General features: G+C 38.3%; 16 protein-coding genes, 5 tRNA genes and 3 pseudogenes. 11 read left to right on the top strand and 13 right to left on the bottom strand.

Translation table 11 applies throughout. The annotated features are described in order from the left end of the window. Positions 1–148 precede the first annotated feature (148 nt). From CHB62_RS09425 to CHB62_RS09405, 5 genes and pseudogenes are all read left to right on the top strand, one after another. On the top strand, positions 149–436 hold the full coding sequence (locus CHB62_RS09425; protein ID WP_089366631.1) for a hypothetical protein: 288 nt from the start codon (positions 149–151) through the stop codon (positions 434–436). Between the two features lie 85 nt (positions 437–521). Then, positions 522–1,199: a hypothetical protein gene (locus CHB62_RS09420; RefSeq protein ID WP_089366630.1), complete on the top strand. Its 678-nt coding sequence runs from the start codon at positions 522–524 to the stop codon at positions 1,197–1,199. A 2-nt stretch (positions 1,200–1,201) separates the two neighbouring features. Then, the gene (locus CHB62_RS09415) at positions 1,202–2,032 is read left to right on the top strand and encodes a hypothetical protein (protein WP_089366629.1); all 831 of its coding nucleotides are present in this window, start codon (positions 1,202–1,204) and stop codon (positions 2,030–2,032) included. Positions 2,033–2,375: 343 nt separating this feature from the next. Beyond that, positions 2,376–3,089, top strand: a pseudogene (locus tag CHB62_RS14900) (RHS repeat domain-containing protein); the annotation flags it as partial. A 677-nt stretch (positions 3,090–3,766) separates the two neighbouring features. After that, positions 3,767–4,114, top strand: coding sequence for a DUF2019 domain-containing protein (locus CHB62_RS09405; protein ID WP_089366628.1), 348 nt, complete (start codon positions 3,767–3,769; stop codon positions 4,112–4,114). A gap of 166 nt (positions 4,115–4,280) precedes the next feature. Here the strand turns inward: CHB62_RS09405 and CHB62_RS15225 are convergent. The 3 genes and pseudogenes from CHB62_RS15225 to CHB62_RS09395 form a co-directional block, all read right to left on the bottom strand. Further along, positions 4,281–4,403, bottom strand: a pseudogene (locus tag CHB62_RS15225) (plasmid mobilization protein); the annotation flags it as partial. Between the two features lie 349 nt (positions 4,404–4,752). Next, positions 4,753–5,060: pseudogene (locus tag CHB62_RS09400) on the bottom strand (helix-turn-helix domain-containing protein). A 3-nt stretch (positions 5,061–5,063) separates the two neighbouring features. Then, positions 5,064–5,321, bottom strand: coding sequence for a helix-turn-helix domain-containing protein (locus CHB62_RS09395; RefSeq protein WP_089366627.1), 258 nt, complete (start codon positions 5,319–5,321; stop codon positions 5,064–5,066). 1,961 nt (positions 5,322–7,282) lie between these two features. On the opposite strand from CHB62_RS09395, the gene CHB62_RS09390 reads away from it, so the two are divergent. Genes CHB62_RS09390 through CHB62_RS09375 form a run of 4 tightly spaced genes read left to right on the top strand, consistent with a single transcriptional unit; the run spans position 7,283 to position 14,434 of the window. Then, positions 7,283–10,591 carry a SusC/RagA family TonB-linked outer membrane protein gene (locus CHB62_RS09390; RefSeq protein ID WP_089366626.1) on the top strand — a complete coding sequence of 1,103 codons (3,309 nt, stop codon included), beginning with the start codon at positions 7,283–7,285 and terminating at the stop codon, positions 10,589–10,591. 31 nt (positions 10,592–10,622) lie between these two features. Next, positions 10,623–12,200 (top strand): RagB/SusD family nutrient uptake outer membrane protein, encoded by a 1,578-nt coding sequence (locus tag CHB62_RS09385; RefSeq protein WP_089366625.1) that lies wholly within the window; start codon positions 10,623–10,625, stop codon positions 12,198–12,200. A 17-nt stretch (positions 12,201–12,217) separates the two neighbouring features. Then, positions 12,218–13,147, top strand: a complete 930-nt coding sequence (locus tag CHB62_RS09380) for a zinc-binding metallopeptidase (RefSeq protein ID WP_089366624.1) — start codon at positions 12,218–12,220, stop codon at positions 13,145–13,147. 9 nt (positions 13,148–13,156) lie between these two features. Then, positions 13,157–14,434 carry a DUF4302 domain-containing protein gene (locus tag CHB62_RS09375; protein WP_089366623.1) on the top strand — a complete coding sequence of 426 codons (1,278 nt, stop codon included), beginning with the start codon at positions 13,157–13,159 and terminating at the stop codon, positions 14,432–14,434. 1,450 nt (positions 14,435–15,884) lie between these two features. Here CHB62_RS09375 and CHB62_RS09370 read toward each other — a convergent pair. The 10 genes from CHB62_RS09370 to spt all read right to left on the bottom strand — a co-directional run bounded on the left by CHB62_RS09370 (position 15,885) and on the right by spt (position 21,909). After that, positions 15,885–16,388: a 4'-phosphopantetheinyl transferase family protein gene (locus CHB62_RS09370; protein WP_089366643.1), complete on the bottom strand. Its 504-nt coding sequence runs from the start codon at positions 16,386–16,388 to the stop codon at positions 15,885–15,887. Then, positions 16,372–17,691 (bottom strand): gliding motility-associated protein GldE, encoded by a 1,320-nt coding sequence (gene gldE / locus CHB62_RS09365; RefSeq protein ID WP_089366622.1) that lies wholly within the window; start codon positions 17,689–17,691, stop codon positions 16,372–16,374. Before gldE ends, CHB62_RS09370 begins: the two co-directional genes overlap by 17 nt. Beyond that, positions 17,691–18,098 carry a single-stranded DNA-binding protein gene (locus CHB62_RS09360; protein ID WP_089366621.1) on the bottom strand — a complete coding sequence of 136 codons (408 nt, stop codon included), beginning with the start codon at positions 18,096–18,098 and terminating at the stop codon, positions 17,691–17,693. Before CHB62_RS09360 ends, gldE begins: the two co-directional genes overlap by 1 nt. A 30-nt stretch (positions 18,099–18,128) precedes the next feature. Further along, complete coding sequence (locus tag CHB62_RS09355; RefSeq protein ID WP_009011943.1) at positions 18,129–18,668, bottom strand: hypothetical protein; 540 nt, start codon at positions 18,666–18,668, stop codon at positions 18,129–18,131. Between the two features lie 33 nt (positions 18,669–18,701). Next, positions 18,702–18,774 (bottom strand) — tRNA-Gly (locus CHB62_RS09350). A gap of 41 nt (positions 18,775–18,815) precedes the next feature. After that, positions 18,816–18,899 (bottom strand) — tRNA-Leu (locus tag CHB62_RS09345). 30 nt (positions 18,900–18,929) lie between these two features. Then, positions 18,930–19,011 (bottom strand) — tRNA-Leu (locus CHB62_RS09340). Between the two features lie 44 nt (positions 19,012–19,055). Next, a tRNA-Gly gene (locus CHB62_RS09335) sits at positions 19,056–19,128 on the bottom strand. A 39-nt stretch (positions 19,129–19,167) separates the two neighbouring features. Beyond that, positions 19,168–19,241 (bottom strand) — tRNA-Pro (locus tag CHB62_RS09330). Between the two features lie 1,477 nt (positions 19,242–20,718). Next, positions 20,719–21,909 (bottom strand): serine palmitoyltransferase, encoded by a 1,191-nt coding sequence (gene spt / locus CHB62_RS09325; protein WP_009011942.1) that lies wholly within the window; start codon positions 21,907–21,909, stop codon positions 20,719–20,721. Between the two features lie 195 nt (positions 21,910–22,104). Between spt and CHB62_RS09320 the strand changes: the two genes are divergently transcribed. Beyond that, positions 22,105–23,136 carry a diacylglycerol/lipid kinase family protein gene (locus CHB62_RS09320; protein WP_089366620.1) on the top strand — a complete coding sequence of 344 codons (1,032 nt, stop codon included), beginning with the start codon at positions 22,105–22,107 and terminating at the stop codon, positions 23,134–23,136. Between the two features lie 19 nt (positions 23,137–23,155). Continuing rightward, the gene (locus tag CHB62_RS09315; RefSeq protein ID WP_089366619.1) at positions 23,156–23,866 is read left to right on the top strand and encodes a tRNA1(Val) (adenine(37)-N6)-methyltransferase; all 711 of its coding nucleotides are present in this window, start codon (positions 23,156–23,158) and stop codon (positions 23,864–23,866) included. Positions 23,867–24,054: the final 188 nt, after the last annotated feature.

Here is a 24,054-nt window from a genome sequence, read left to right as displayed (position 1 = left end):
GGGAATATGTTCTAATTGAGTGTCGCAATTAGGAAAAACAACGCCTTATCAAATACCCATGGGATGCAATTTGATACAATAAAACAAAAACCTCAAAAATAAATTCCGATTTCTTTGGATTTCTCAAGAATGTTATATACATTTGCCAATGTGGGAATCATCAGCTTACAGTGGACGACAAAAGCATTTATTCTCGCATTGGTACGATACCGATAGCGAGCGCACGGTGACCACTTGGGTAGCAGTAGTTACATCACCAACTTGGACGGTAAAGAATAGGCTGGTTAAACAACTTGCCTTACATGGAATTAAGCATTCCGATAATCAGATAGTAGGTGTAGGCGAGAATTCTGCTGGCAAAATCCTATTCCTTGAGCGAGGAAATGCGAATACGAGATTACAACATATTATATATCGGCTCAAGTTTCTTTTATGAATGATATTATGCGTTTCCAAAAAGAAGATAAGGGAAATAGAAAAGGAACAGATATAAAAGTATCTTTTAAGCAAATATATACAAAATGAAAAGAAACTTAACTGTGCTTCTAATGGAAATCTGTAGCATAATTTGTTGTTATGCTCAGGTTTCCATAAAAAGAGATTATCATAAAATGGACATTTGGACTCAGAATCCTTTTGTCATATCTAATGATATGGAATCCAACAAGAGTTTTAATACTTTATTAGGTAGGTATTTACACCTTTCTATGACTAATGAATCTACTGATACTCTAAATAAAGATTCACTCTCTATACTGTTTTCACGACCTTCTTTTAAAGAACTAGTGAAATTCATGCTCATAAAAGATCGTGAAGACTTAAATATTTTTTATCCAGAATCGCATGAAACATGGGATGATTATAAAATAAACCTATTATATAATTGTACAGATACAACAATTTTATATTCAATAGCAAATGATTTATTATTAAAAAAAAATGTATTAGGTCTACTTGGGATTTGGAATAATTGTAGAGTATCAAAATTGCCTGCATATCGCCAATTTGTAAAATGGTGTTGTGAAAAACGACAACAAGAGATAATAGTAATGCTAGTAATAATTAATCATAACAACGGTAATATAATAGAAGAAAAAAGATTATTAAAGTATGTAAAAACACACAATTTATATCCAAGACTACGTCTCTTATTACAAAAGAAACGTATAATAAGCTATTACGACTATTATATTATGTAAGTATGATAATTGAAGATACAGAAAGTTTTGAAATATCTTCGAGTTATTCAGCAGCATTATCTGGCAATATGAAAGATTTTAAAGAAACGACAAAAGCAAGATGGGTTTCTTTAGAACATTGGACAGTCGGTCAATTAAATAATGTTTTTCTAAAATATAGAGCAATGGAATTATCGGGACATTCTAAAATAGCTACTCCTATTGGAAATTTATTAAGAAAAAAAATGATGAAAATTATTATTTGCTTGTTATTAGTATTTACATGTATTACCTGTAATAAGGGTATAATTACCCTTACAGATAATACTAGAGGTACAAATAAAAAACAACCGTACTATTCGGAGTCTGATAGCATTTTTATAAACAAAACAGGAAAGTATGCTTTAATTGTAAAGAGTGAATATAGCAAGGATACTTTAGATATCTTAGATTATCATGAAGATCCATATTCAACTCCTATCATTCTAAAACAGGTACTTGTATTTACAGCTAATGATACAATTTTAAAAGAGTATAAACTCCCAATAGCAAATACAAAGAAAAGAACAGTAAATGGCATATTTTTAAATGTATTACAAACGCCTATTTATGAGATAGGAATTGTAAATTCAAAAAAAAGCATTTACTATGCTATTTGGGGATCTGATTATTGCAATGGACCCGATTGTCTGGAATTTATAGGAATATATAATTATAAAGGCGATATTATATTTGAAGGAATTACTAATAGTAACAAAGAAAGATTTAAAAAGATATTGTGCAAGTATAAAATAGATATAAATAAGAGATTAGATACTAAAGAAATAGACATTAAAGGTAATGCTCAAAATTAGAAGTTGTCAAAATAAAAAGAGTAACAAATGTGGCACACATATGGCGAGTCACAGCAGTGATAAATAACAGAATGTATAGCATTAAAACTGCAAGTCTATGGTAAACCACATATAGATTGTTTGAACTTATCCATACAAGGGTATGCCCCAACACCCATATAAGGGTAACAGGCAATACCCTTATAAGGGTGTTCATCATTACCCTTATATGGGTATTAAAAGCCGTAAGCAATAAACAGGAAAGAACGACGTTAAATAATTGATAACCAAAAACAATAAGAAGTTATGATTGAATTTGAAGTAAAATCAAAAAAGCAGCATATATCGGTGAACATAAGAGACAGACCCAAGACGAATACCGTATGCAGGCAAAGAAGCTGATGGTATTACCATTAACTACAAGGATAAGTACAACCAGCAGTTACAATCCATTAAAGACAATTACAAGGCATTTGACCAACCTTATAACGGTAAGGACAATGACGACTATGTGAATGGTTAGGTTTGTCTAAAAGACATTGTCGGCTGCACTCGGGAAAGCTTGAGCAAGCTCACTTTCCTCTCGTTTGCACGACAATTCTGCTGTAACGATGGCACGCCGGAGGCAACACAGGCAAGGGCTATGGCACGCACAAGGGCTGCAAACGGCAACTTCAAGCCAAATGACGACTACGAAAAGATGCAGTTCTACTACCATCCCGACCACTTGGGTAGCAGTAGTTACATCACCAACTTAGACGGAGAAGTGTCACAGCACATTGAGTATGTGCCGTTTGGCGAAGTGTTCATAGAAGAGCGCAACAATACGTGGAACACACCTTATCTTTTCAATGCCAAGGAGTTTGATGAGGAGACAGGTATGTACTACTATGGTGCGAGATACTATGAACAGAGGATTAGTCTTTGGATGAGTGTGGACCCTATTTCTAATTATGTCCCTCGAAATAGTGAAAACTATCTTGACGGGGAGCATAATGAGGGTGTTTATTATTCATTTAATTTAAATCCGTATGTTTATTGTTACCAATCTCCAGTAATTCTTGTTGATCCCAATGGAAAGCAGGTCAAAGCTATAAAAGAATGGTGGATGAGAAATCAGATGACTACGAGAACTTTGGGATTTATCAAAGGTGTCGGAGGAGTCGTGGAAGCTGGTATAGGAGCTGTTGGAGGAGTTGCTACGTCATGGACTGGTGCAGGTGGAGTTGTTGGAGGTCTTGCGGTTGTTCATGGTAGTGACGTCGCTGTTTCTGGTTTTACGCAAATGATAACAGGAAATGAGACTAGTTCTTTTACAAGTCAAGGACTTCAAGCTGCTGGCATGTCAAAAGATAACGCAGAGTTGGTTGACGGTGGTATTGGTATTATCCTGTCAGCAGGTGCAGGCTCGGCGTATAAGGCTTCAGTTAGCACTTCAAAAATATCTGCCGGAATGGGATATGCTACTTTTAATTCCTTTAAACAGGCTAAGGGATCTGCTGGGCCAGGAAAAGCCTGGCATCATATAGTTGAACAAACATCAGGTAATGTCTCAAAATTTGGTGCGTATAAGATACATAATACCAATAACTTAATAAAACTTCCATATGGTGCAGGCAGCATTCATGCAAAAGTTTCAGGGTATTATTCTTCTATCCAGCCATTTACTGGTGGTAAAACGGTACACCAATGGCTAAGTACTCAAAGTTATGATGCTCAATATAAATTTGGAATTGAAACATTAAAGAAATTTGGATGGAAACCTTAAAAAAAATAGAAACGGCTTATAGGAAGTTTGAAGAAGCTGCGATAAAGCATGCTGAAGCAACAGAAACAGGTAATTACGCACAAGCAAACAAAAGCTATCAGGTAATAGCTAAAAGTGCTCGTTATTTAAAAGAGACAAATAGCCTAAAGCAATTGTCTAAACTTCTATATAGCGAATCTGTTGGTGCTCGCATGTGGGCTGCAACATATCTTTTGCCTATTTTTGAACGCAATGCTATGCAAATATTGCAAAGTATTGCAAGTAGTAATAATATTCACTCGCTAACAGCTAAAATGACTATAGATGAGTGGGAAAAAGGGACCCTAGTATTATAACCCAGTAATGCTCCATATTGGGAGTTGTCAGAATAACTACTCGATAATCAATTTGGTTCTAAATAATTAGGTATAAAGGTAGGGATAAGAATCTCTGCCTTTGCTATATTTGTAACCCAAAACAAAGAAAAATGAATTTATGAGAACGCTTCGGCACTTCTCCCTACTTGCGGTAGAGTCTGATAAGCTTCTGCTGGTCTTCGGAATTAGGTATTCTGATGTGCCATCTATCCCATCGTGGGCAGGTGGAACATCTGCCGTCTGGCTTCTTTTGTTTCTGCTTTTTCATTGCTCTTTAATCACGACTTTGGAGTGATTTAACCCCCATTTGGGGCAAGGGTCTTTGTGGTACAAACGGCAGTTTGTGGTATAAAGACACACCTTGCCAGTATAAAGAAATGATACTTGTGCTGTTGATATTACCTCCCGATATTTCTTGACCAAAGTTCAGACTTATCGACTTGTCAACTTCTTGACTTATCGATTTATCGACTTGTCGACTGAGTTAAGTCTGTAGTTTGGTCAGTGAGTCAATTTTGACATGAGTTAAAACTAACTTACTGACCAGCTGCTTATTGATTTACTTTATTCTTGACCATACCCTTGACTTAAGTTATGACTTCTTGCGACACGTTTTGTTAGCCTTCCTTCTTGCGTATTGGATAATAGTGCCTTTCGAGCATGGCTTGTATGTCGCTTTGCCTGTAGAGTATCTTGCCTCAGATTTTGCAATAGGCAATCGTTCCGCTGTCCCGATAGTCTTGAAGTGTACGGGTACTCAGACGTAACAGACTGCAAACTTCCTCGCCCGTGAGGTAAACCTCTCCGCCTAACATCGGACGGGCTGTAGAACAATAACACTCCAGTTTCTTCAAAGTACCCTCCATCAACTGTGCAAACACTGCATTTGAGGGTCTTGCTGTGTAACGATTTCGTTCTCTGTCATAGTTCATTCACTTTTTGCGTTCAGTAATTCCGTGATGTCACTCTCCTTATAATAACACTTATGCCCAATCATTGAATAAGAAATTTTACCCATATCTCTGTATCGCTTGCTGATGCCGAGTCTGCGACATACGGCTTCGTTGTCGAGCCATTCGTCCTTTACGGGTGGGTTGCCGATGAGTTGTTCGATACGATGGACAAAGTCTGCAAAGTCGGAGCAGTGCTGCTCCCATGCCTTGCGGTCAATAATGATAAGTTTCATTGCATTCTTTTTGTTTTGATTACGTTAATGTTACTTGGCAAACAAACTCATATACAGTCTGTTGCCACTATAGTTGTGTGCAAAGGTAAGCGTAGAACTGCATTGAACTAAGCAACGCAGAAAAGCAAGGAAATAGAAGGAAAAGAAGAGAAGTTAGTTTGTTAGTCTGAAAAGCTCCTAAGCTTTCACCAAAAAGCTCTTAAGCTTTTAGCAAAAAGCTTATAAGTTTTTTTGTGAATTACTTATAAGCTTTTGTCAGATTACTTATAAGCTTTTCATAGAAAGCTTATAAACTTTAAGCGCAAAGGCTGTTAGCTTTCCCTATCAGATTTGGAGCTGTCGCTGAAAAACTCTTATGTTCTGTATAAGAATGGTATGATTGCGGTAATGAGAAGAGGTGCCGGTTCGTTTCATATCAACGAAAATGAAAGCAGGTAACTCGCGAGAGTTCGACAATTCGACATATCGATCGTCCGATTGTTCGATAAATAGATAGTTCGAACGATAGACCGTTTGGACGAAGGTAAGATTTATCTATCTCTCTGTAGTTAGATAGATAAATCGTCCGTACGATTGACAGGTAGAATGTTTATTTTATGCGCTTGCGTCCAAAGAGCCTGGGTATGCCGTATTCGTTCGGGCATTTCTCTTTGGCGGTCAGCCTACTTTCGCAAGGTTGGAGCGAAAAATACAACCGTACAATAAATTGGTCTTGAATAAAAAACGTTCTCGGCAGACAAGAGAAAAGTCCTGCGGTGGAGATTTTCCGCTTCATCAGCAGGACTTGACCTTGCAAGAAAGTAAAGAAATTCCGTACTATCTTGCTTCTGTAAACCTTCGCATAGAGTTCAGTAGTAGGAATGATTTTACACCCGAGGCTTTGTTTTATTCTACGGGAGGAATTTCTCTTACTACATTTACTTACATCTCTATAAGCGTATCAAAATAATTGTTCTATATGCCAAAGATATCGCTAAGAAGAATAAAAAGATATTATAAAAGGACGTATGATAAATCCTTAAGATTGGGTATAATAGTTATTAAATCAACGCTTATAACACACATAGAATCAACAGGTTAAGAAAGGCATTAAAGAAAATGCCCTTCTTGCTCCAAGAAGGGCGTATTCAACACACAAGAAAGGTATATTCTGCAATCTAATTAAGCCTTTTCTATTTGCTCAAAGGGCATGTGTATGATTTGAAGGAACAAAAATATTGACAACAAGATAAAATAGTCACTCTCTCCCCTACCCTTTTCTGAATGAAAGGAGATGTCGGACAGGGTTAAGCACGACATGACTTTGTATGTATAGAGCAAAAGAATTAGTTTCACCTCGTCTCCTATTAGACTCACCCCTACAATCTACAGGACTCTGCTCCTACTCTTCTCCACGCCTACTATTACCAACTGAAGGGAAATAATGGAGAAGGGAAAGAGCTTGAAACATAACCCTTCTTACTTTTGTATGCTCCACCATTCATTATATATGAAGATCTTTTTAAAAGTAAAAACCATTTAGAAGGACTAAGATTTGTAGGACACAAAATTCACAGCTAAAACACAGCAAAGAGTACACTGACTGCAAGAAATTTTAATGATAGGTGTTAAACGTAGAATAACAAAAGCAAGAGTCAACTACATTTTTAATTCTTGAATGGAACAAAAGGGCTTTCACTCAAAAAAACATGTCTTTTATTAAGGAGAAACGAAGTATGCCGTTATGGAATTAAAGGAAATTTTAATATAAAATGCAATATAGGACAAAAAAAGTTTGCAATCTCAATAAATAATAATTATCTTTGTGGCCAATAGACGTAATACTCTTTATCTATTGTAGAACCTAAACAATCTTTTAAAGTTTATATACCTATTCTAATATAAGATTTCAGCGAAGAATAAAATACGTATAGTTTAACAAGACAGTTATTCAAAAATGTTTTAATAATCACAAGAGATCTATGGAAAAAAGAATTGCTCTATTCTTGTTTGGTCTGATTCTGTCGTTAGGCACAGCATTCGGACAGACAAAGATTAATGGAACCGTAGTTTCTCAGGGAGATGGAGAAGCCATCATCGGTGCGTCTGTCATGGTACAAGGTACTACGACGGGTACTGTCACTGATATAGACGGCCGTTTCTCAATCGATGTCCCTGCAGGAAAGAAACTCGTAGTCAGTTACATTGGTATGGTCACACAGACCCTTACGCCTAAAGACGGCATGAAGGTTGCCCTAAGCAATGACGATCATCAGCTTACGGAGGTTGTCGTAACGGGTATGACCCAACAAGACAAACGACTCTTCTCTGGTGCAGCCACCAAGATTGATGCTTCAAAAGCAAAACTTGATGGTATGGCAGACGTGAGTCGTTCGCTCGAAGGTCGTGCGGCAGGTGTGAGTGTTCAAAACGTGTCAGGAACATTCGGTACGGCACCGAAGATTCGTGTGCGTGGTGCTACCTCTATCTATGGTTCCTCAAAACCACTCTGGGTAGTTGATGGTGTCATCATGGAAGATGTAACAGAGGTCAATGCAGACAACTTGTCATCAGGAGATGCTGCAACACTTATCTCTTCTGCTATTGCAGGACTAAATGCTGACGACATCGAAAGTTTCCAGATTCTGAAGGACGGTTCTGCAACATCTATCTATGGTGCACGTGCCATGGGTGGTGTGATTGTTGTGACAACAAAGAAAGGTAAAGCTGGTAATAACCGTATTAGCTATACTGGTGAGTTCACGATGCGTATGCGTCCAAGCTACTCACAATTTAATATCATGAACTCACAGGAACAAATGGGTATTTATAAAGAGATGGCTGCTGATGGCTTATTCTCCTTTTCACGCACGATGCGTGCAGCCACAAGTGGTATCTACGGTAAGATGTACACGCTGCTGAATACTTACGATGAGACTAACGGACGATTTGGTATTGCAAATAACCCAACTGCTATTAATGATTATCTTCGTGAAGCAGAGATGCGTAATACCAACTGGTTCAAAGAGCTTTTCAGCAATTCTGTCTCTATGAACCATTCTATCTCTATGTCATCTGGTACGGAGAAAGCTCAATATTATACATCATTCTCATTCATGGATGACCCAGGATGGACCGAGCAGAGCAAGGTTCGTCGTATGACTTACTCTGTTAATGCAAACTATAACCTAAGTAAGAAAGTTTCCTTAAATCTTATTGGTAACACTTCATATCGTAAGCAACGTGCCCCTGGTTCAGTTAATCAAGATGTAAACGTGGTAACGGGTGAGGTAAATCGTGGTTTTGACATCAATCCTTATTCTTATGCTATTAACACCTCACGTGCCTTAGATCCAAATACTTTCTATGTTCGCAACTATGCACCTTTTAATATACATCATGAGTTAGCAAATAATTTCATTGACTTTGATGTTCTCGATTTGAAGATGCAAGCAGAATTGAAGTATAAGCCTATCAGTAAGGTACAAATCGCTCTCCTTGGTGCATATAAGTATTCTATCACTTCTCAAGCTTACCAGATTCGTGAAGGCTCTAACATGGCAATGGCTTATCGTGCTATGGACGACGCTACTATTCGCAATGCGAACCCTTGGTTGTATCTTGATCCAGACCAGCCTAACTCTTTGAAATACTCTGTATTACCTAAGGGAGGTTTCTATGACGAAACAAAGTATCGCATGAATAGCTGGGATTTCCGTGCAACGGCAAGCTATAATGATGTATTCAACGAGAAACATATCTTGAACCTCTATGGAGGTATGGAGATTAACAATACAAAGCGTAACCGTAGTTTCTTTGAAGGTGTGGGTATGCAGTACGGATTAGGTTTCTTAGCTAATTACGACTATCATTACTTCAAGCATGCTGTAGAAGAGAATATGTTGTATTATAGTCTCTCTAATAGCTACAACCGTGACGTGTCTTTCTTCGGTACAGCAAACTATTCATGGAAGGGACGTTATGCTGCCAACTTTACAACTCGTTATGAAGGAAGTAACCGACTCGGTAAAGCTCGCACGGCTCGATGGCTACCTACATGGAACGTGTCAGGTGTGTGGAATGCACATGAGGAGCCATGGTTCCAAAAGACATTTAAGAGTGCAATGACACACGCTACCTTACGTATGTCATACTCTCTGACGGGTGATAAACCTGCTGTTACCAATTCACAGGTGATGATTACAAGTACAAATTTCTGGCGTCCATTTGCTATTGATAAAGAGTCTGGATTAGAGATTTGGAACTTTGCTAACCCTGATCTTACTTATGAGAAGAAACATGAGTTTAACATTGGTGTAGACTTAGGATTCTTAAATAACCGCTTGAATGTTGTATTCGACTGGTACACACGTAATAACTACGACCTTATTGGTCCACGTACAACAAATGGTACGAAGGGTACAATTACTGAATATGCTAACGTTGCAAGTATGAAGTCGCATGGTGAGGAACTGTCTATCTCAAGTAAGAACATCATGACGAAGAATTTCCAATGGACTACTGACTTTATCTTCTCTCATGTTAATACACGTGTAACCGACCTCGATAGCCGTTCACGTATCATGTCAATGGTGAGTGGAGGCGGTTTCACAATGGTAGGTTATCCTTATCGTGCACTTTTCTCTTGGGACTTCAAGGGACTTAACGAGCATGGAATACCACAGGTTATCAACCAGAATGGCAACCTTACAACAAGTGGTGTGGATTTCCAGAGCTATAATCTCGACCACTTAGTCTATGAGGGTCCAACAGATCCAACGATTACAGGCTCATTTGGTAACACATTCTCTTATAAAGGTTGGCACTTAAGTATCTTTACCACTTACGCTTTTGGTAATAAGGTACGCCTTGACCCATTCTTTAGCACAAGCTATTCTGATATGTCTGCGATGCCTAAGGAGTTCCGTAATCGATGGACTGAGGCTGGTGATGAGAAGCATACGAATATCCCTGCTATAGCTGACCTTAGATCACTGCAGCAAGATGGCTATTTGTATCGTGCTTATAACGCATACAACTACTCAACGGAGCGTATTGCCAAAGGAGACTTTATTCGCATGAAGGAAATATCACTGAGTTATGATTTCCCTGTACAGATGATAAGACATCTTTCATTAAGTTCATTGAGCTTAAAGCTTCAGGCTACTAACCTCTTCTTGATTTATTCTGATAAGAAACTCAATGGTCAGGACCCTGAATTCTATAATGCGGGTGGTGTGGCTCTACCTGTTCCTCGTCAGCTCACACTGACATTGCGTCTCGGAATCTGATACTAACATATATAATTAGGAGAACTACAAAATGAAAAAGATAAATATTCTATTGGCAGGAGTGGGATTACTGTTTACATTCTCGTCCTGTAATGACTTCTTGGATAAGTTGCCTGATGATCGAGCTGAGGTAGACAACTTTGAAAAGGCTACACAGTTGGTGTCGTCAGCTTATCCTGATGGGTCCACTGATTATATGATGGAGTATTGTAGTGATAACGTAATGGATAATGGAAAAACTTTCAATTATCAAACAAATCAAGACCAACTATTTCGTTGGAAAGACGTGAATACTACAGGAAATGATGACCCACGACATGTCTGGGGAAAGATGTATTATGCTATAGGTAATGCTAATCAGGCTATTGCTGACCTTAGCAAGGTGAAAGATGGAGATGTTGAGGCTGTGAAAGCTGAGGCTTTACTCTGTCGAGCATGGTCAATGTTCCGACTTGCAACTGCTTTCTGTATGGCGTATGACGACTCAAAGGCTGATAAGTATCTTGGATTGCCTTATCCAAAAGAGCCTAACCGTTCAATAGATAAACGTGGCACACTTCGTGAACTCTATGAGAATATTAATGCTGATATTGAAGCTGCTTTACCTCATGTAAGCGAATCTTATATGACAGTACCTAAATATCACTTTAATCTGAAAGCAGCATACGCATTCGCAGCACGCTTCAATCTCTATTACCAGAAGTGGGATAAAGCTGCTGAATATGCTTCTAAAGCATTAGGCTCTCAGCCTGCTTCTCTCTTACGCACAGTCTATCGCTATAAGACTCTCGGAGGAAGATGGGCTATTCACGATGCTTACATTAACTCAAGTGAGAATGCTAACTTTATGCTACAGACGGCGGTGTCTTCTGCTGGTGCTGCCACTTTCTATGGAGGATATAAGCGTTTTAATTCAGGTTACGATGTTATTCTTAATGAACTCTACTGGACAAAGATGCCATGGGGAGCAGGCTCTGTTGATAACACGCTTTATGAGTCGCACTTACTCTATGGTAATAGCCAGCAGATTGCTTACCCCCGTTTGTCTAATGAGTTTGAATATACTGATGCTGCAAGAAGTAGAGGATTTATTCGTACTGTTGATGCTGTGCTCACAGCTGACGAAACTCTGCTTGTTCGCGCTGAAGCGGAAATCCACTTGAAGAAGTACACGGAAGCACTGAATGATATGAATCTATGGATTAACGCACACTGTGCTCCTAATGTAGAGAAAAATGGCGTGGTAACAGCAACTCGTCCTACACTGACTCTACAATCTGTGAATGATTTCTTAGCAACAGTACCTTTGGTGCCAGAAGAGATCACGAATAAATCGGACTTTGGCTTTAAGAAAGCATTGCACCCACAAGGCTTCTCAATTGACGAGACGCAGACGAACTTACTTTATATCTTGCTACAGATGCGACGTATAGAGACTTGCCAACTGGGAATGCGATTTATGGATATCAAACGTTATGGTATTAGAATAACTCACCTCATCGATGGTGAAGATCCTGTCTACTTCAAATCGGGTGACCTCAGAGGTGCTTTACAGTTACCTTCTGATGTAATCGAAGCTGGACTGGAACCTAATCCACGTGAGAATTAAAAAAGGGAGGACAATGTATGAATACTATAAAAATATTTCTTTTCGCAGCTGTAGCTGCTTTGACTATTGCTTGTTCGAATGATGATGTTGATGCAAACAACTCTATATTCCCTACACGAGAGGAGAATACAGACTCAACAGCATTTGATAAGTGGTTAAATAAAAATTATACTGAACCTTACAACATTCGGTTCAATTATCTTTATATTGACCAGAATAGTGACATGGGCTATAATGTTAGCCCTGCAGACATTAAGAAGTCTATTGCCTTGGCTAAGATTATCAAACACGTGTGGCTTGATGCATATACCGAGTTGATGGGACCAGACTTCCTTAAACAACATTGCTTTAGAGAGTTTCAGCTGATTGGTTCAGCTCAACATAAGAATGACGGCTCTATTGTACTTGGTTTTGCTGAAGGTGGTATTCGTGTGAATCTCTTCCAAGTAAATTACTTAGACCCTGCACATCTATATATTGAACAAACAAATCCATTTGCTTCGGGTAGTAATTTCGATTTAAATCGTGCTTATTTCCATACAATGCATCATGAGTTCGCACATATCCTTACGCAGTTGAAGGATTACTCTACTGATTTTCGTACAATCACTAAGGAGTATCACTCTGCTGATTGGGTAAACGTAAAAGATGAAGATGCAGGTAAAGAAGGTTATGTAACAGGTTATGCAAGTAGCGAATACAACGAGGACTTCGCTGAAGTGTTCTCATGTTATGTAACGGATACTGATGTAATGTGGCAGAAAAGACTTGCTCAGGCAGTGGCTGCTAATGGTGACGAAACTGGTAAGAAGGCAATTCTCGCTAAGTTGAGTATCATTCGTAGTTATCTAAAGGACTCTTGGGGTGTAGATATCGATAAGCTACGTACCATTGTTTTGCGACGTGCAAGCGAAGTAAATAGTCTGGATCTGGAAACTTTAAATTAAGATTTAAGTATGAAAAATGTATATAGGTTATTAATAGCTACAACTGCATTTATACTTGTAGCTTCTTGCACACCAGAAGTGGAAGATGCATTTAATAAGCCTTCAGCTGCACGTATTGCTGAGTCTATCAAAAATACAAAAGATATCTTGACTGCAGCACCTAACGGCTGGCGAATGGCTTATCAAGGTTCTGGCGGCTTCGGTGGATACAATATTCTCTGCAAGTTCGGAACAGATAACAATGTTTTCTGTGAAGAAGAAACAGAGAATGTGAAGGCAACATCGCATTATAAGATTCAACAGGGACAAGGTGTCTTGCTTTCGTTCGACTCTTTTAATAGCGCTTTACATAAGTATTCTGATCCTGTTGGAGTACTGAATGGTAAGGCTATCGGACAAAATGGTAAAGGTTTTGAAGGCGATTTTGAGTTCCGTGTGATGTCTTGTTCAAAAGATAGTGTAGTCCTCGAAGGTCGTAAACATGGAGATCGTGTTGTTCTAACTCCAATGCCTGAAAACCTAACGTGGGCTAACTTCTTCGCAGATGTTAAGAATACAATTTCAGCAATGTACTCAGAGCGTTATAATCTAATCATCGATAATGAGACATATCCTGTTGAAATGAAATATCACACGTTAACTTTCGTCGGCAAAGAAGGCAAGACTATAGAGATTCCTTTCATTTATACAAAAGAAGGTATGGAGATTCTTCGAGAGAGTCCTTTGTATGGAAAGAAGATGACTCGCTTTACTTATTCTGCTGATGATAAATGGCTTGATGTTAATGACAAAACAATACAACTTTGTCCACGTGCAGCAACTCCATTGGAAGCTCTTTTCCTCGACGATTGGTCATTTAATACTACTTATAGTAGTACGACAGAAGTGAATATTTGGCGTGATGTAGCCACATACGCAACAAGTCAGAATAATGCTATTGTAACTCTCTTCTTTAGTAACAAGCCAGGTTATCTTAGCTTCTCATCTTACGTTGGGAATGGCTGGGGAGATGTCAAAGTAAATTATAGTGTAAGTGGAAATGATCAGCTAACCATCTCTGGTTTTATAACGAGAACTAAAACAGCTGATGAGAAGAATGGCACTAACTTCTATAATAATTTTAGACTGAAGGATATAGCTAACACCTTCCTCACCAATGGTAATCCTACGACTTATACATTAACTATCAATGATTCAAAGCATCCAACGTCTTTACGAATGACAAGTAACGATGATTCTAACAAATCATTCGTATTCGATAGAGGGGTTTGGCGTGTTGATTTCTAAAATAAAAAAGGGGATGTGTCAAAATAAACACATTCCCTCTTTTTATTCCTACCCCCCAATACACTTTCCGTAAAAAAAACACTAACTTTTTAAAACTGATGAATGTCTTTACAAAAGCATTGCCAGCTCTTTCATAAAAACTCGATTATCTTTGTAAAAAATAAGTACGATAGTTTTGTCATAAAGCAACAACTATTTTTGCAAAATAAAGTAAGCCCTTTTCACAAAAAAGGGTGATAGATTTTACCAAAAGGTCTGCTCTTTCTTAAAAAAAGATTGACTTCTTTCTTCAAAATCGTTGAGTATTTTCGTTGAGAGGGTAAATCATAGTTCAAAGCGTGGTGATGACCCACCACAAAAGGCTTGGCCATTTCTTAAACATAGATTTGACCGTTTGCAAAGAAAGGGTTAATCCTTATTCAAAGCGTGGTGATGATTCACTATAAAAAGCATGACCATTCCTTAATCATTGATTTGCCTGTATGCTTGCAAAGGATTAATCATTATTCTAAGCGTGGTGATGACTCACCATAAAAGGCTTGACCTTTTCTTAAACATAGATTTGACCGTTTGCAAAGAAAGGGTTAATCATTATTCTAAACGTGGTGACGGTTCACTATAAAAAGCATGACCATTCCTTAATCATTGATTTGCCTGTATGCTTGCAAAGGATTAATCATTATTTAAGCGTGGTGATGACACACCATAAAAGGCTTGACCATTTCCTAAACATAGATTTCTCCATTTCCATAGAAAGGGGTTAATCGTTTTTCAAAGAGAGATTTAAACCACCATAAAAGGCTACACCACTTATTAAACATAGATTTGACTGTATGCATGGAAAAGGTTAATCGTTTTTCTAAGAGGAGTAAAAGTCCATCATAAAAGGCTTACCGCCTTCTTCAAAAAAACTCGACTGCTGTTGCAAAAAGGATAAATAATTCGAACAAAGAGAACTTTGACAGTTTCTTCAAAAGAGAGGAGGTATCATTTTAAGGCACTACCTCTTTTTATAGTAAACGAATAATGAACATATTAAAAAGAACACACTTAAACTAATAGGATAAGTGCGCTCTTATTTATTATATCATATATAACCTAATATGTATACAACTTAGTTGTACCAAATCTCTCCACCAAGCGTTTGGTCTGTGTTGGTGTGTTCCCGACTATTCTGATTCTCGAAGTCATAGTCTTCGAAGAATTCATGTGTTTTGTTTTCTTTCATGTTAAATACCTCCTATTAATTAGACTAATTGGTAAATATATTATGTTATCCACTAAATGGCTGGTACAAATGTAAGTAAAAAGGAAACGAAAGTCAAGTATTTAGTCTAATTATACTAATTATTTAAACATTTTTTACCAACAAAGGCGTTATTTCGTAATAAAACAATGCTCTTTGTAGCATTACATTCACGCTTCGAAGGAATAAAGAATACAAATAAAACTAATACCAAGTATAGGTTAAGATATACTTGGGTGTACATTCACATTTGAACTCAAAAGTAAGACACTGCCTAAGATTAGTGACAGTTCTTAATTGTGGATTCACTTTAATCTCTTGCAAAGCCAAATGTTCAGAAGAGAAGAGTTTATAGATTGTTTCTTTAGCACACCAAGCAGTAAGTGTATCCAAAGTATTTGTAAATATTTCATCACACCTAAGAAAGCGAGATGCTATACGATTAACTCGATTAGAAAAGTATTCTATATCAATGCCAACCTCATAATTTCGAGAGAGAATTACAGCGACATAACCAATAGTATGAGTGATACTAATATGATATCCCTCGACCATTGGCTTCCCATCCTCATTATGTAAGACAGGTGTTTCAAAGCCTAAGATTTCTTTTAGGATACGACGTACTCCTTCTTTCTCAGCCTGCTTCCCTTTATCAATCTCCAGCAAACCGATAGTTACCTTGCCCTCAGCATCATTCGTTATTCGCACCACAGACTATAACCTTTACTTTACTAATACGTCGCTCTTCTATTTCTAAGACCTCAAACTTATAATCTTTATAAATTAAGACTTCATGTACTGCAGGGAAGTCACCTTTTATCTCTAAAAGTAATCCTGCTAACGAATCAGCATCACCTTCAATATCATCAAATTCATCATCAGGGAGATTAAGAATCTTAAGGAAATCCTTCAAGAGTGTCTTCCCCTCAAAGAGATATGTATTTGAGGCCAACTTAGTATAATTACGTTCGTCTTCATCAAATTCATCATTAATCTCCCCAACTATTTCCTCGAGGATATCTTCCAGTGTCACAATACCACTTGTACCACCAAATTCATCTACCACAATAGCTATATGAACCTTATTCTCTTGGAAATCACGTAAGAGATCATCAATCTTCTTTGTTTCTGGCACGAAATAAGGTGGTCGTATTAAACTTTGCCATCTAAAGTTTGACCCTTTAGAAAGATGAGGTAAGAGATCCTTAATATAAAGTACGCCACGTATATTATCCTGGTTATCTTGATAAACAGGAATACGAGAATAGTTATTCTCAACAATACCCTTCAATACAGTATCATACGAGCAGCGAATATCCAAATCAACAATATCCTGACGAGAAGTCATAATCTCTTTAGCCGTCTCATCACCAAAACGAATAATACCTTGAAGCATACTCTGCTCGTCCTTAATCTCCTCTTTATCTGTTAGTTCTAAGGCTTGTTCAAGTTCATCAACCGACAATTGTCTATTTTCTTTTTGGATAACCTTCTCAGCAAAAGCACCACTCTTCAAAAGTATCGTCTCTATAGGCCAGAACAATCGACGGAAGAACATAATACCTTTAACAGCTTTTCTACAGAAAGCCAATGGTCTACGTCTACTATAAACCTTCGGAATAATTTCACCAAAAAGAAGAAGAAGGAAAGTCAACAAAATGGTTACACAAAGGAATTGCAACCATTCAGCACCAAATGTAAATAAGCTGCCAAAGATGTAATTACACAGCATGATGACCGCCACATTAACAAGGTTGTTTGTGATAAGCACCGTTGCCAATGTACGTTCACTATCATCCCTTAACAGTTCAATAAGCTTATCCGAAGAACTTTTATCCGGGTCAAGTGATTCAACATCAGTAGGCGAAAGACTAAAAAAAGCTATCTCCGATGCACTTGCAAAACCTGACAAAAGAAGAAGTAAAATTACCAACAGAATAGCAACAACAACATTGATATCTATTGGATTAACACTTATATAAGAAGAAAAATCTACTAAAAAGCTATCCATTAAAACGGTAAATTAGTTTCATCTATGGTATCAGCAGACCTATCGTCAGTCTTATCACCAGACACATTTTCCGCTTTGCGAGGCGCAGCAAGCCATTCAAGATTGTCACCATAAATCTCAGTTACATGTCGTCGTATCCCCTTCTTATCATCATAAGAACGATAACGTACTCGCCCCTCAATATAGAGTTTATCACCTTTATGAATATATTTCTCTGCATACTTAGCCAATGCCTTGAATAGAACAATATTATGCCAATCCGTATGATCAGGCACAACAGTACCATTAGGAAGTGTATATCCACGTTCCGTTGTAGCCAACGTAAAAGAAGCTACACACTGGTCGGTATCATAGTACTTCACTTCTGGTTCACGACCGACATTGCCAATCAACATTACTTTATTCATAAAAGCATAATAACAAAAAGGAATGTGGAATTACTTCCACATACCTAAATATCTAAACTTAAAATTCTTACCTTTGGCTGATGGGAATTGACTTCTATTGTCAACTCTGTCTTTTAAGTACTCTACAATGCGATTATAGCAATCCCATCCAGAAACAGCCTTACACTGTGCAACAAAATGTGTATCGCGATATTCGTGCTTACCAGAAGTAGGGATTAGAACAACACGCTTGAAATCAAGTTCACCTTCATACCAACCTTCACGTTCTTCATTAAGATGCATGATAGCAGGACTATCCTTGCGGGCCATACCATCAACAGCTGGGCGAAGCGCCTTCTTTTGCTTGAAGTCCATCATCGTAGCCGCTTCTGTCTTAATCACAATAAAATAAACACGTGGGCGCACCTTATAACGCTTAGGATAGAAAACATCATTAGAAGCATAATTTCTAATATCATCTTCCAACTCTGGAGTAAGCTGAATATCTGGAATTGAGCTTAGAAAATCTAACGCTTCATCGACGCTATGCACTAATACTTCATTATCGAAATATCGTAAGTATAAATTCATAAAGATAATGCTATGTATGTTTCTCTTTAAAAGAGCGGCAAACGAGACTCGAACTCGCGACCCCGACCTTGGCAAGGTCGTGCTCTACCAACTGAGCTATTGCCGCATTAAAAGGTAAGTAATAACAACTTACTAAACTATTCTATGTGAAGAGGAGGAGACTCGAACTCCCACGAAACAATTTTCACTACCCCCTCAAAGTAGCGCGTCTACCAATTCCGCCACCTCTCCAACATGTCCGTGACATTCTGAATAAAAAAGTGCCCAGAACAGGACTCGAACCTGCACGTCGTGAAACACACGCACCTGAAACGTGCGCGTCTACCAATTCCGCCACCTGGGCATATACTAAAAGCAAGAGCTTATATATCTTTCAGAATATCAAAGAGCGGCAAACGAGACTCGAACTCGCGACCCCGACCTTGGCAAGGTCGTGCTCTACCAACTGAGCTATTGCCGCATTTAACGTCTCTCTTTCTCTAAAGAGTTAGACAAGAAGTCGGGGCGACAGGATTCGAACCTGCGACCGCCTGGTCCCAAACCAGATGCGCTACCGAGCTGCGCTACGCCCCGTTGCTTTTCTTTAATGATTAACTCATTTCCGAATTGCGAGTGCAAAGGTACTATATATTTTCTTTACTGCCAAACTTTTCTACGTTTTTTTTCAAGAAAAAATTAATGCTTTTGCATTATTCTGTTAACTTTTCTCTGCTCTAATATTAAATAAACTATTGATTATCAAACTATAATAAAGGCATCACTCTATATCCATATAAACTAAAAAAAAATGTCCTTTCCTAACCTATCTCTACTAAGATCTAACGAACAGACCGCCCTTCTTTCCAAATAAAATTAGAGTATAATGATTAGTTTTACGCTTCAGATATGTAGCGTAATAGAGCTTATAAAGTCAGAAGAAGCTACCCCTCCCCCACCTCGGCTACTAATTTTTCTCCCGTCAACCATCCTTGCTGAGAGGGAAATAATGATTGATATTACCCATACAAGTGGAACTATACGATTAACATTGACCTTTTATTATCCTCCAACAAGAGCTTCATTGTGACTACTTTCCTCTTCTCCTGTTCTCTTTAATAAACACATGTTGGCTCGAGGAGGAAGTAAGTCCAACGATTTGCAACCGCTACTTATATGTAAAACCTCTTATTGCTCTTTGAAGAAAACTCTCCAAGCTACCCCAACAGAAATATTGAAAACGTAAGAACAAGCACAATACATGATAGCAGGAATTGTAGAGATGTTTTACAAACCACTCCCCTATTCTTTCAAACAAGGTTCTGAGGTGATATAAGAAAAGGCCCTTCTTCGTTCGAGAACATGCTCTTCTTGCATGTTGAAGACGCCCTTCTTGAGGCAAGAAGAGCATATTCTCAAACATTATTCGTAATCAATTGATTTATTGCAAGTTATAAGCATATTGTTAATAGACATTATAGTCCTCTTTTGAGGGTATTTAACTTGGTTCTATGTAATGGTTTTTCAATATATCAGTTTTTATCTTCTTTACAGCACCCTCACCTTTTCACGACAACATTCCATCTTACACAAATAGCATTATTCAAGTCTATCACCCTCTTATTAACATAATTCGTGCAATTCGTAGTTTGTCTTCTCAGCTCATCATAGGCTACAAATGACTGTCAATCCAGCGAAGAGATAACAACTACAAACAGTACTCACACGTTATATTTCGCCTTCTACTCCAGCTTTATCAAGACTCAACACAAATACAGAAGAAGTTCACAACGTTGGTAAATAGCGAGTAAATAGAATCGTTTCTATCATAACAACAAACAGATATGAAAACTAACAAAACATAAAGTTCATAATCTGCATCTTGACGTCCTACACATAATATAGGCGTAACTCCTATCGTACATGCCACTGAGAGATAACAATAAGACGTAATCCTATCGAAGCATTTACACCTTATATATATAGTATATAAAAAAAGAACGAAGAGCTTACTCAATAAGAATAACCTCTTCGTTCTTAAATTATAGTTCCTTTATCAGAATCTATTAGTATCTTATTTTATAATACCTTGTTCCTTAAAAATCTTTGTCAGCGCCTGAACGCCACGTTCAACCTGCTCTTCGGTATGAGTAGCCATCAACGCAAAGCGTACCAACGTATCTTGTGGAGCACAAGCAGGAGGAATAACAGGGTTGATAAATACGCCAGCCTCGTAAGCCAATCGCGTAACAATGAAAGTCTTTTCGATATCACGTACATAGAGCGGAATTATCGGACTCTCAGTATCACCAATCTCAAAGCCTTCTTCTCTGAAACGTTTTAGAGCATAATTTGTAACCTTCCATAACTGCTCCAGACGCTCTGGCTCCTGCTCTAAGATATGAAGAGCTTCCAACGCAGCAGCTGTTGCAGATGGAGTATTACTTGCAGAGAAGATATAGGTACGGCAAGTATGACGAAGATAGTTAATGGTATCCTTATCACCTGCTATAAAACCACCGATAGAAGCCAAGCTCTTTGAGAAGGTACCCATAATAAGATCAACCTCATCAGTCAGCCCAAAATGGTCGCAAACACCTCTACCCTGACGACCAAAGACACCTAATCCGTGTGCCTCGTCGACCATAACAGAGCAATTATACTTATGCTTTAACTCTATAATTGCAGGGAGATTAGCAAGGTCTCCCTCCATAGAGAAGACGCCATCAACGACGATCAACTTAACAGCCTCTTTAGGAAGACGCTGGAGAATACGCTCCAAATCCTCCATATCGTTATGCTTGTAACGCAGTTGAGTTGCAAAACTCAAACGACGTCCATCAACAATACTCGCATGATCGCGGTCGTCACAGATGATATAATCACCTCGTCCCACAACCACAGCGAGAACACCAGCATTCACTGAAAAGCCTGTTGAGAAAACAAGCGCCTCATCTTTACCCTCAAAAGCAGCAAGTTCTTTCTCTAACTGTACATGAAGATCGAGCGTTCCATTTAAGAATCGACTTCCAGCACACCCCGAACCATACTTATCAAGAGCACGATGAGCAGCATCAATCACACGCTGATCGTTTGGTAAACCCGTATAGGCGTTAGAACCAAACATAAGAATCTTGTTGCCATCAATATCTGTTACTTCTGTTCCTTGCTTACTTGTAATCTCACGAAAGTATGGATAGACACCTGCCTCCATAAACTTTTGCGGCTCGCGGTAGCTTTTGTACTTGTCTTGTAATTGTCCCATTATTTTTTAATATGGTGTAGTCAATGACTACTTAAATATTATTTTCAGGCTGCAAAGATACTAATTTAGAATGACAAAAAAGTCTTTTTGATTAGAAAAGTGGTTTTTAAACATTTTTACTCTCTTAATCTCCTCGATATAACCAACAAATATGTATCTTTGTACAAATAAACTATGCGCTGATTATTTGGCACAATGAATAAGAAAAAAATAACTTTTATCCTAAACCCAATATCGGGTACAGTCAGTAAAGCAGGCATTCCTGGCCTTATTGAAGAACGGCTCGATAAAGATAGGTTTGACTATTGCATAGCAGAAACAAGTTATGCTAGCCATGCAACTGAGCTCGCAAAGGAAGCGGCAAAAGATGGTGTTGATATTGTTGTTGCTGTAGGCGGAGATGGTACAGTCAACGAAGTTGGAAGAGCATTGACCCAAACAGACACGGCAATGGGCATTCTTCCGTGTGGCTCTGGCAATGGACTTGCCAGACACCTAAACCTACCCATGAACCTTAAGAAGTGTATTGACATTCTAAACTACTGCGATATTAAGAAACTTGACTACGGTATCATTAACGAACATCCATTCTTTTGCACCTGCGGAATGGGCTTCGATGCATTTATTTCTATGAAGTTTGCAGAAGCTGGGAAACGTGGTCCTATCACTTATATGCAGAAGGTTCTTGAGGAGGGATTGCGTTATGAGCCTGAAACTTACGTCATTGAAGATGAAGACGGAACGCATAGCTATAAGGCCTTCCTCGTCTCTGTAGCCAATGCCTCACAGTATGGTAACAATGCATACATCGCTCCTCAGGCATCAATGAGCGACGGACTGTTAGATGTTATCATAATGGAACCATTCGACCTCATCGATGCGCCACAAGTTGCCATAGAACTTTTCAATAAGACATTAGATAAGAATCTGAAGATAAAGACCTTCAGGTCCAAGCATATACACATACATCGTAAGAGCGAAGGTATCATTCACTATGATGGCGACCCTATTACATCAAGTGCAGATGTGGATATTTCTATTGTTCCTAAAGGCATAAACATCATTGTTAACCCTAAGGGTGGGAAGGACTGTAGACAACCAAATATGTTACAAACAGCCTTTTCTGAGATATTCTACAACTTTGACTTGATGAGACAAGACCTTACCAAACAAAGTAGAAAAGTACAGGCAATCAATAAGAATCTGCTTCGCAAACTGAATATATAGAAACTCCATAACAAGGCGCATGGGCTTTACTTTTAAGCAATTCCATATCGTTGACAACCACACGGCCATGAAGGTCGGGACAGATGGGGTATTGCTTGGAGCTTGGGCACAAGGAGGTAAGAAGATTCTTGACATCGGAACAGGGACAGGACTCATCGCTCTCATGATGGCTCAACGTTTTCCTTTAGCCGACATTGACGCTATAGAGATAGACAAAGGAGCTTTCGAGGATGCTCAGCTTAACGTTTCACAATCTCCGTTCAACGATAGAATAAACATCATCAATTGTTGTCTACAAGACTATCAGCTATGTCATGAAACCTGTACTGAGGGCGTTTATGATGCAATCGTCTGTAATCCGCCATATTTCATCAACTCATTAAAAAATCCTTTACAGTCAAGAACGACTGCAAGGCATGCTGATTCCCTCTCTCCTCAAGAACTTATTTATCATGCTAAGAGGCTCCTTAAAACAAAGGGAACGCTCTCCATTATCATTCCCTACGACAACAAAGATATACTTGAAGCAGAAGCTATATTTAACGGATTATCAGTATTGAAGCTTGTAAACATTAAGACTAAATCTTCAAAACCAGCTAAACGCTGCTTAATAGAATTTGGGAAGGACGCTACTAAACAATGTGAGACGGAAGAACAAGTGCTGACCACCGATAAGGGGACACGCACAGAATGGTATCAAAATATTACACAAGAATTCTACATCAAGTAGGCATGAAGTAGATAGACAATAAGGTAAAAACATTACCATCTATCTCAAAGAGCTTATGCGTTGTTATATATGCTGTTTAACCATATCAAACAGCAAGCTTAAAGCCCCGAAAAACAGTTTTTCTTATTTACATTGCAACTCATCCTAACCACCATCTCTTCACGCATATAAACCAGTCTTTTTACGAG

The organism is Prevotella jejuni, from assembly GCF_900187995.1.
In the GTDB taxonomy this organism is placed as follows: domain Bacteria; phylum Bacteroidota; class Bacteroidia; order Bacteroidales; family Bacteroidaceae; genus Prevotella; species Prevotella jejuni.
The sequence above is the reverse complement of the archived record's forward strand: the minus strand, read 5'-3'. Positions and strand labels throughout refer to the sequence as shown.

Bases quoted from the DNA above. Each gene is read 5' to 3' on its own strand.
- CHB62_RS09425 (WP_089366631.1), top strand. From the start codon at position 149: ATGTGGGAATCATCAGCTTACAGTGGACGACAAAAGCATTTATTCTCG.
- CHB62_RS09420 (WP_089366630.1), top strand. From the start codon at position 522: ATGAAAAGAAACTTAACTGTGCTTCTAATGGAAATCTGTAGCATAATT.
- CHB62_RS09415 (WP_089366629.1), top strand. From the start codon at position 1,202: ATGATAATTGAAGATACAGAAAGTTTTGAAATATCTTCGAGTTATTCA.
- CHB62_RS09405 (WP_089366628.1), top strand. From the start codon at position 3,767: ATGGAAACCTTAAAAAAAATAGAAACGGCTTATAGGAAGTTTGAAGAA.
- CHB62_RS09395 (WP_089366627.1), bottom strand. From the start codon at position 5,321: ATGAAACTTATCATTATTGACCGCAAGGCATGGGAGCAGCACTGCTCC.
- CHB62_RS09390 (WP_089366626.1), top strand. From the start codon at position 7,283: ATGGAAAAAAGAATTGCTCTATTCTTGTTTGGTCTGATTCTGTCGTTA.
- CHB62_RS09385 (WP_089366625.1), top strand. From the start codon at position 10,623: ATGAAAAAGATAAATATTCTATTGGCAGGAGTGGGATTACTGTTTACA.
- CHB62_RS09380 (WP_089366624.1), top strand. From the start codon at position 12,218: ATGAATACTATAAAAATATTTCTTTTCGCAGCTGTAGCTGCTTTGACT.
- CHB62_RS09375 (WP_089366623.1), top strand. From the start codon at position 13,157: ATGAAAAATGTATATAGGTTATTAATAGCTACAACTGCATTTATACTT.
- gldE (WP_089366622.1), bottom strand. From the start codon at position 17,691: ATGGATAGCTTTTTAGTAGATTTTTCTTCTTATATAAGTGTTAATCCA.
- CHB62_RS09360 (WP_089366621.1), bottom strand. From the start codon at position 18,098: ATGAATAAAGTAATGTTGATTGGCAATGTCGGTCGTGAACCAGAAGTG.
- CHB62_RS09355 (WP_009011943.1), bottom strand. From the start codon at position 18,668: ATGAATTTATACTTACGATATTTCGATAATGAAGTATTAGTGCATAGC.
- spt (WP_009011942.1), bottom strand. From the start codon at position 21,909: ATGGGACAATTACAAGACAAGTACAAAAGCTACCGCGAGCCGCAAAAG.
- CHB62_RS09320 (WP_089366620.1), top strand. From the start codon at position 22,105: ATGAATAAGAAAAAAATAACTTTTATCCTAAACCCAATATCGGGTACA.
- CHB62_RS09315 (WP_089366619.1), top strand. From the start codon at position 23,156: ATGGGCTTTACTTTTAAGCAATTCCATATCGTTGACAACCACACGGCC.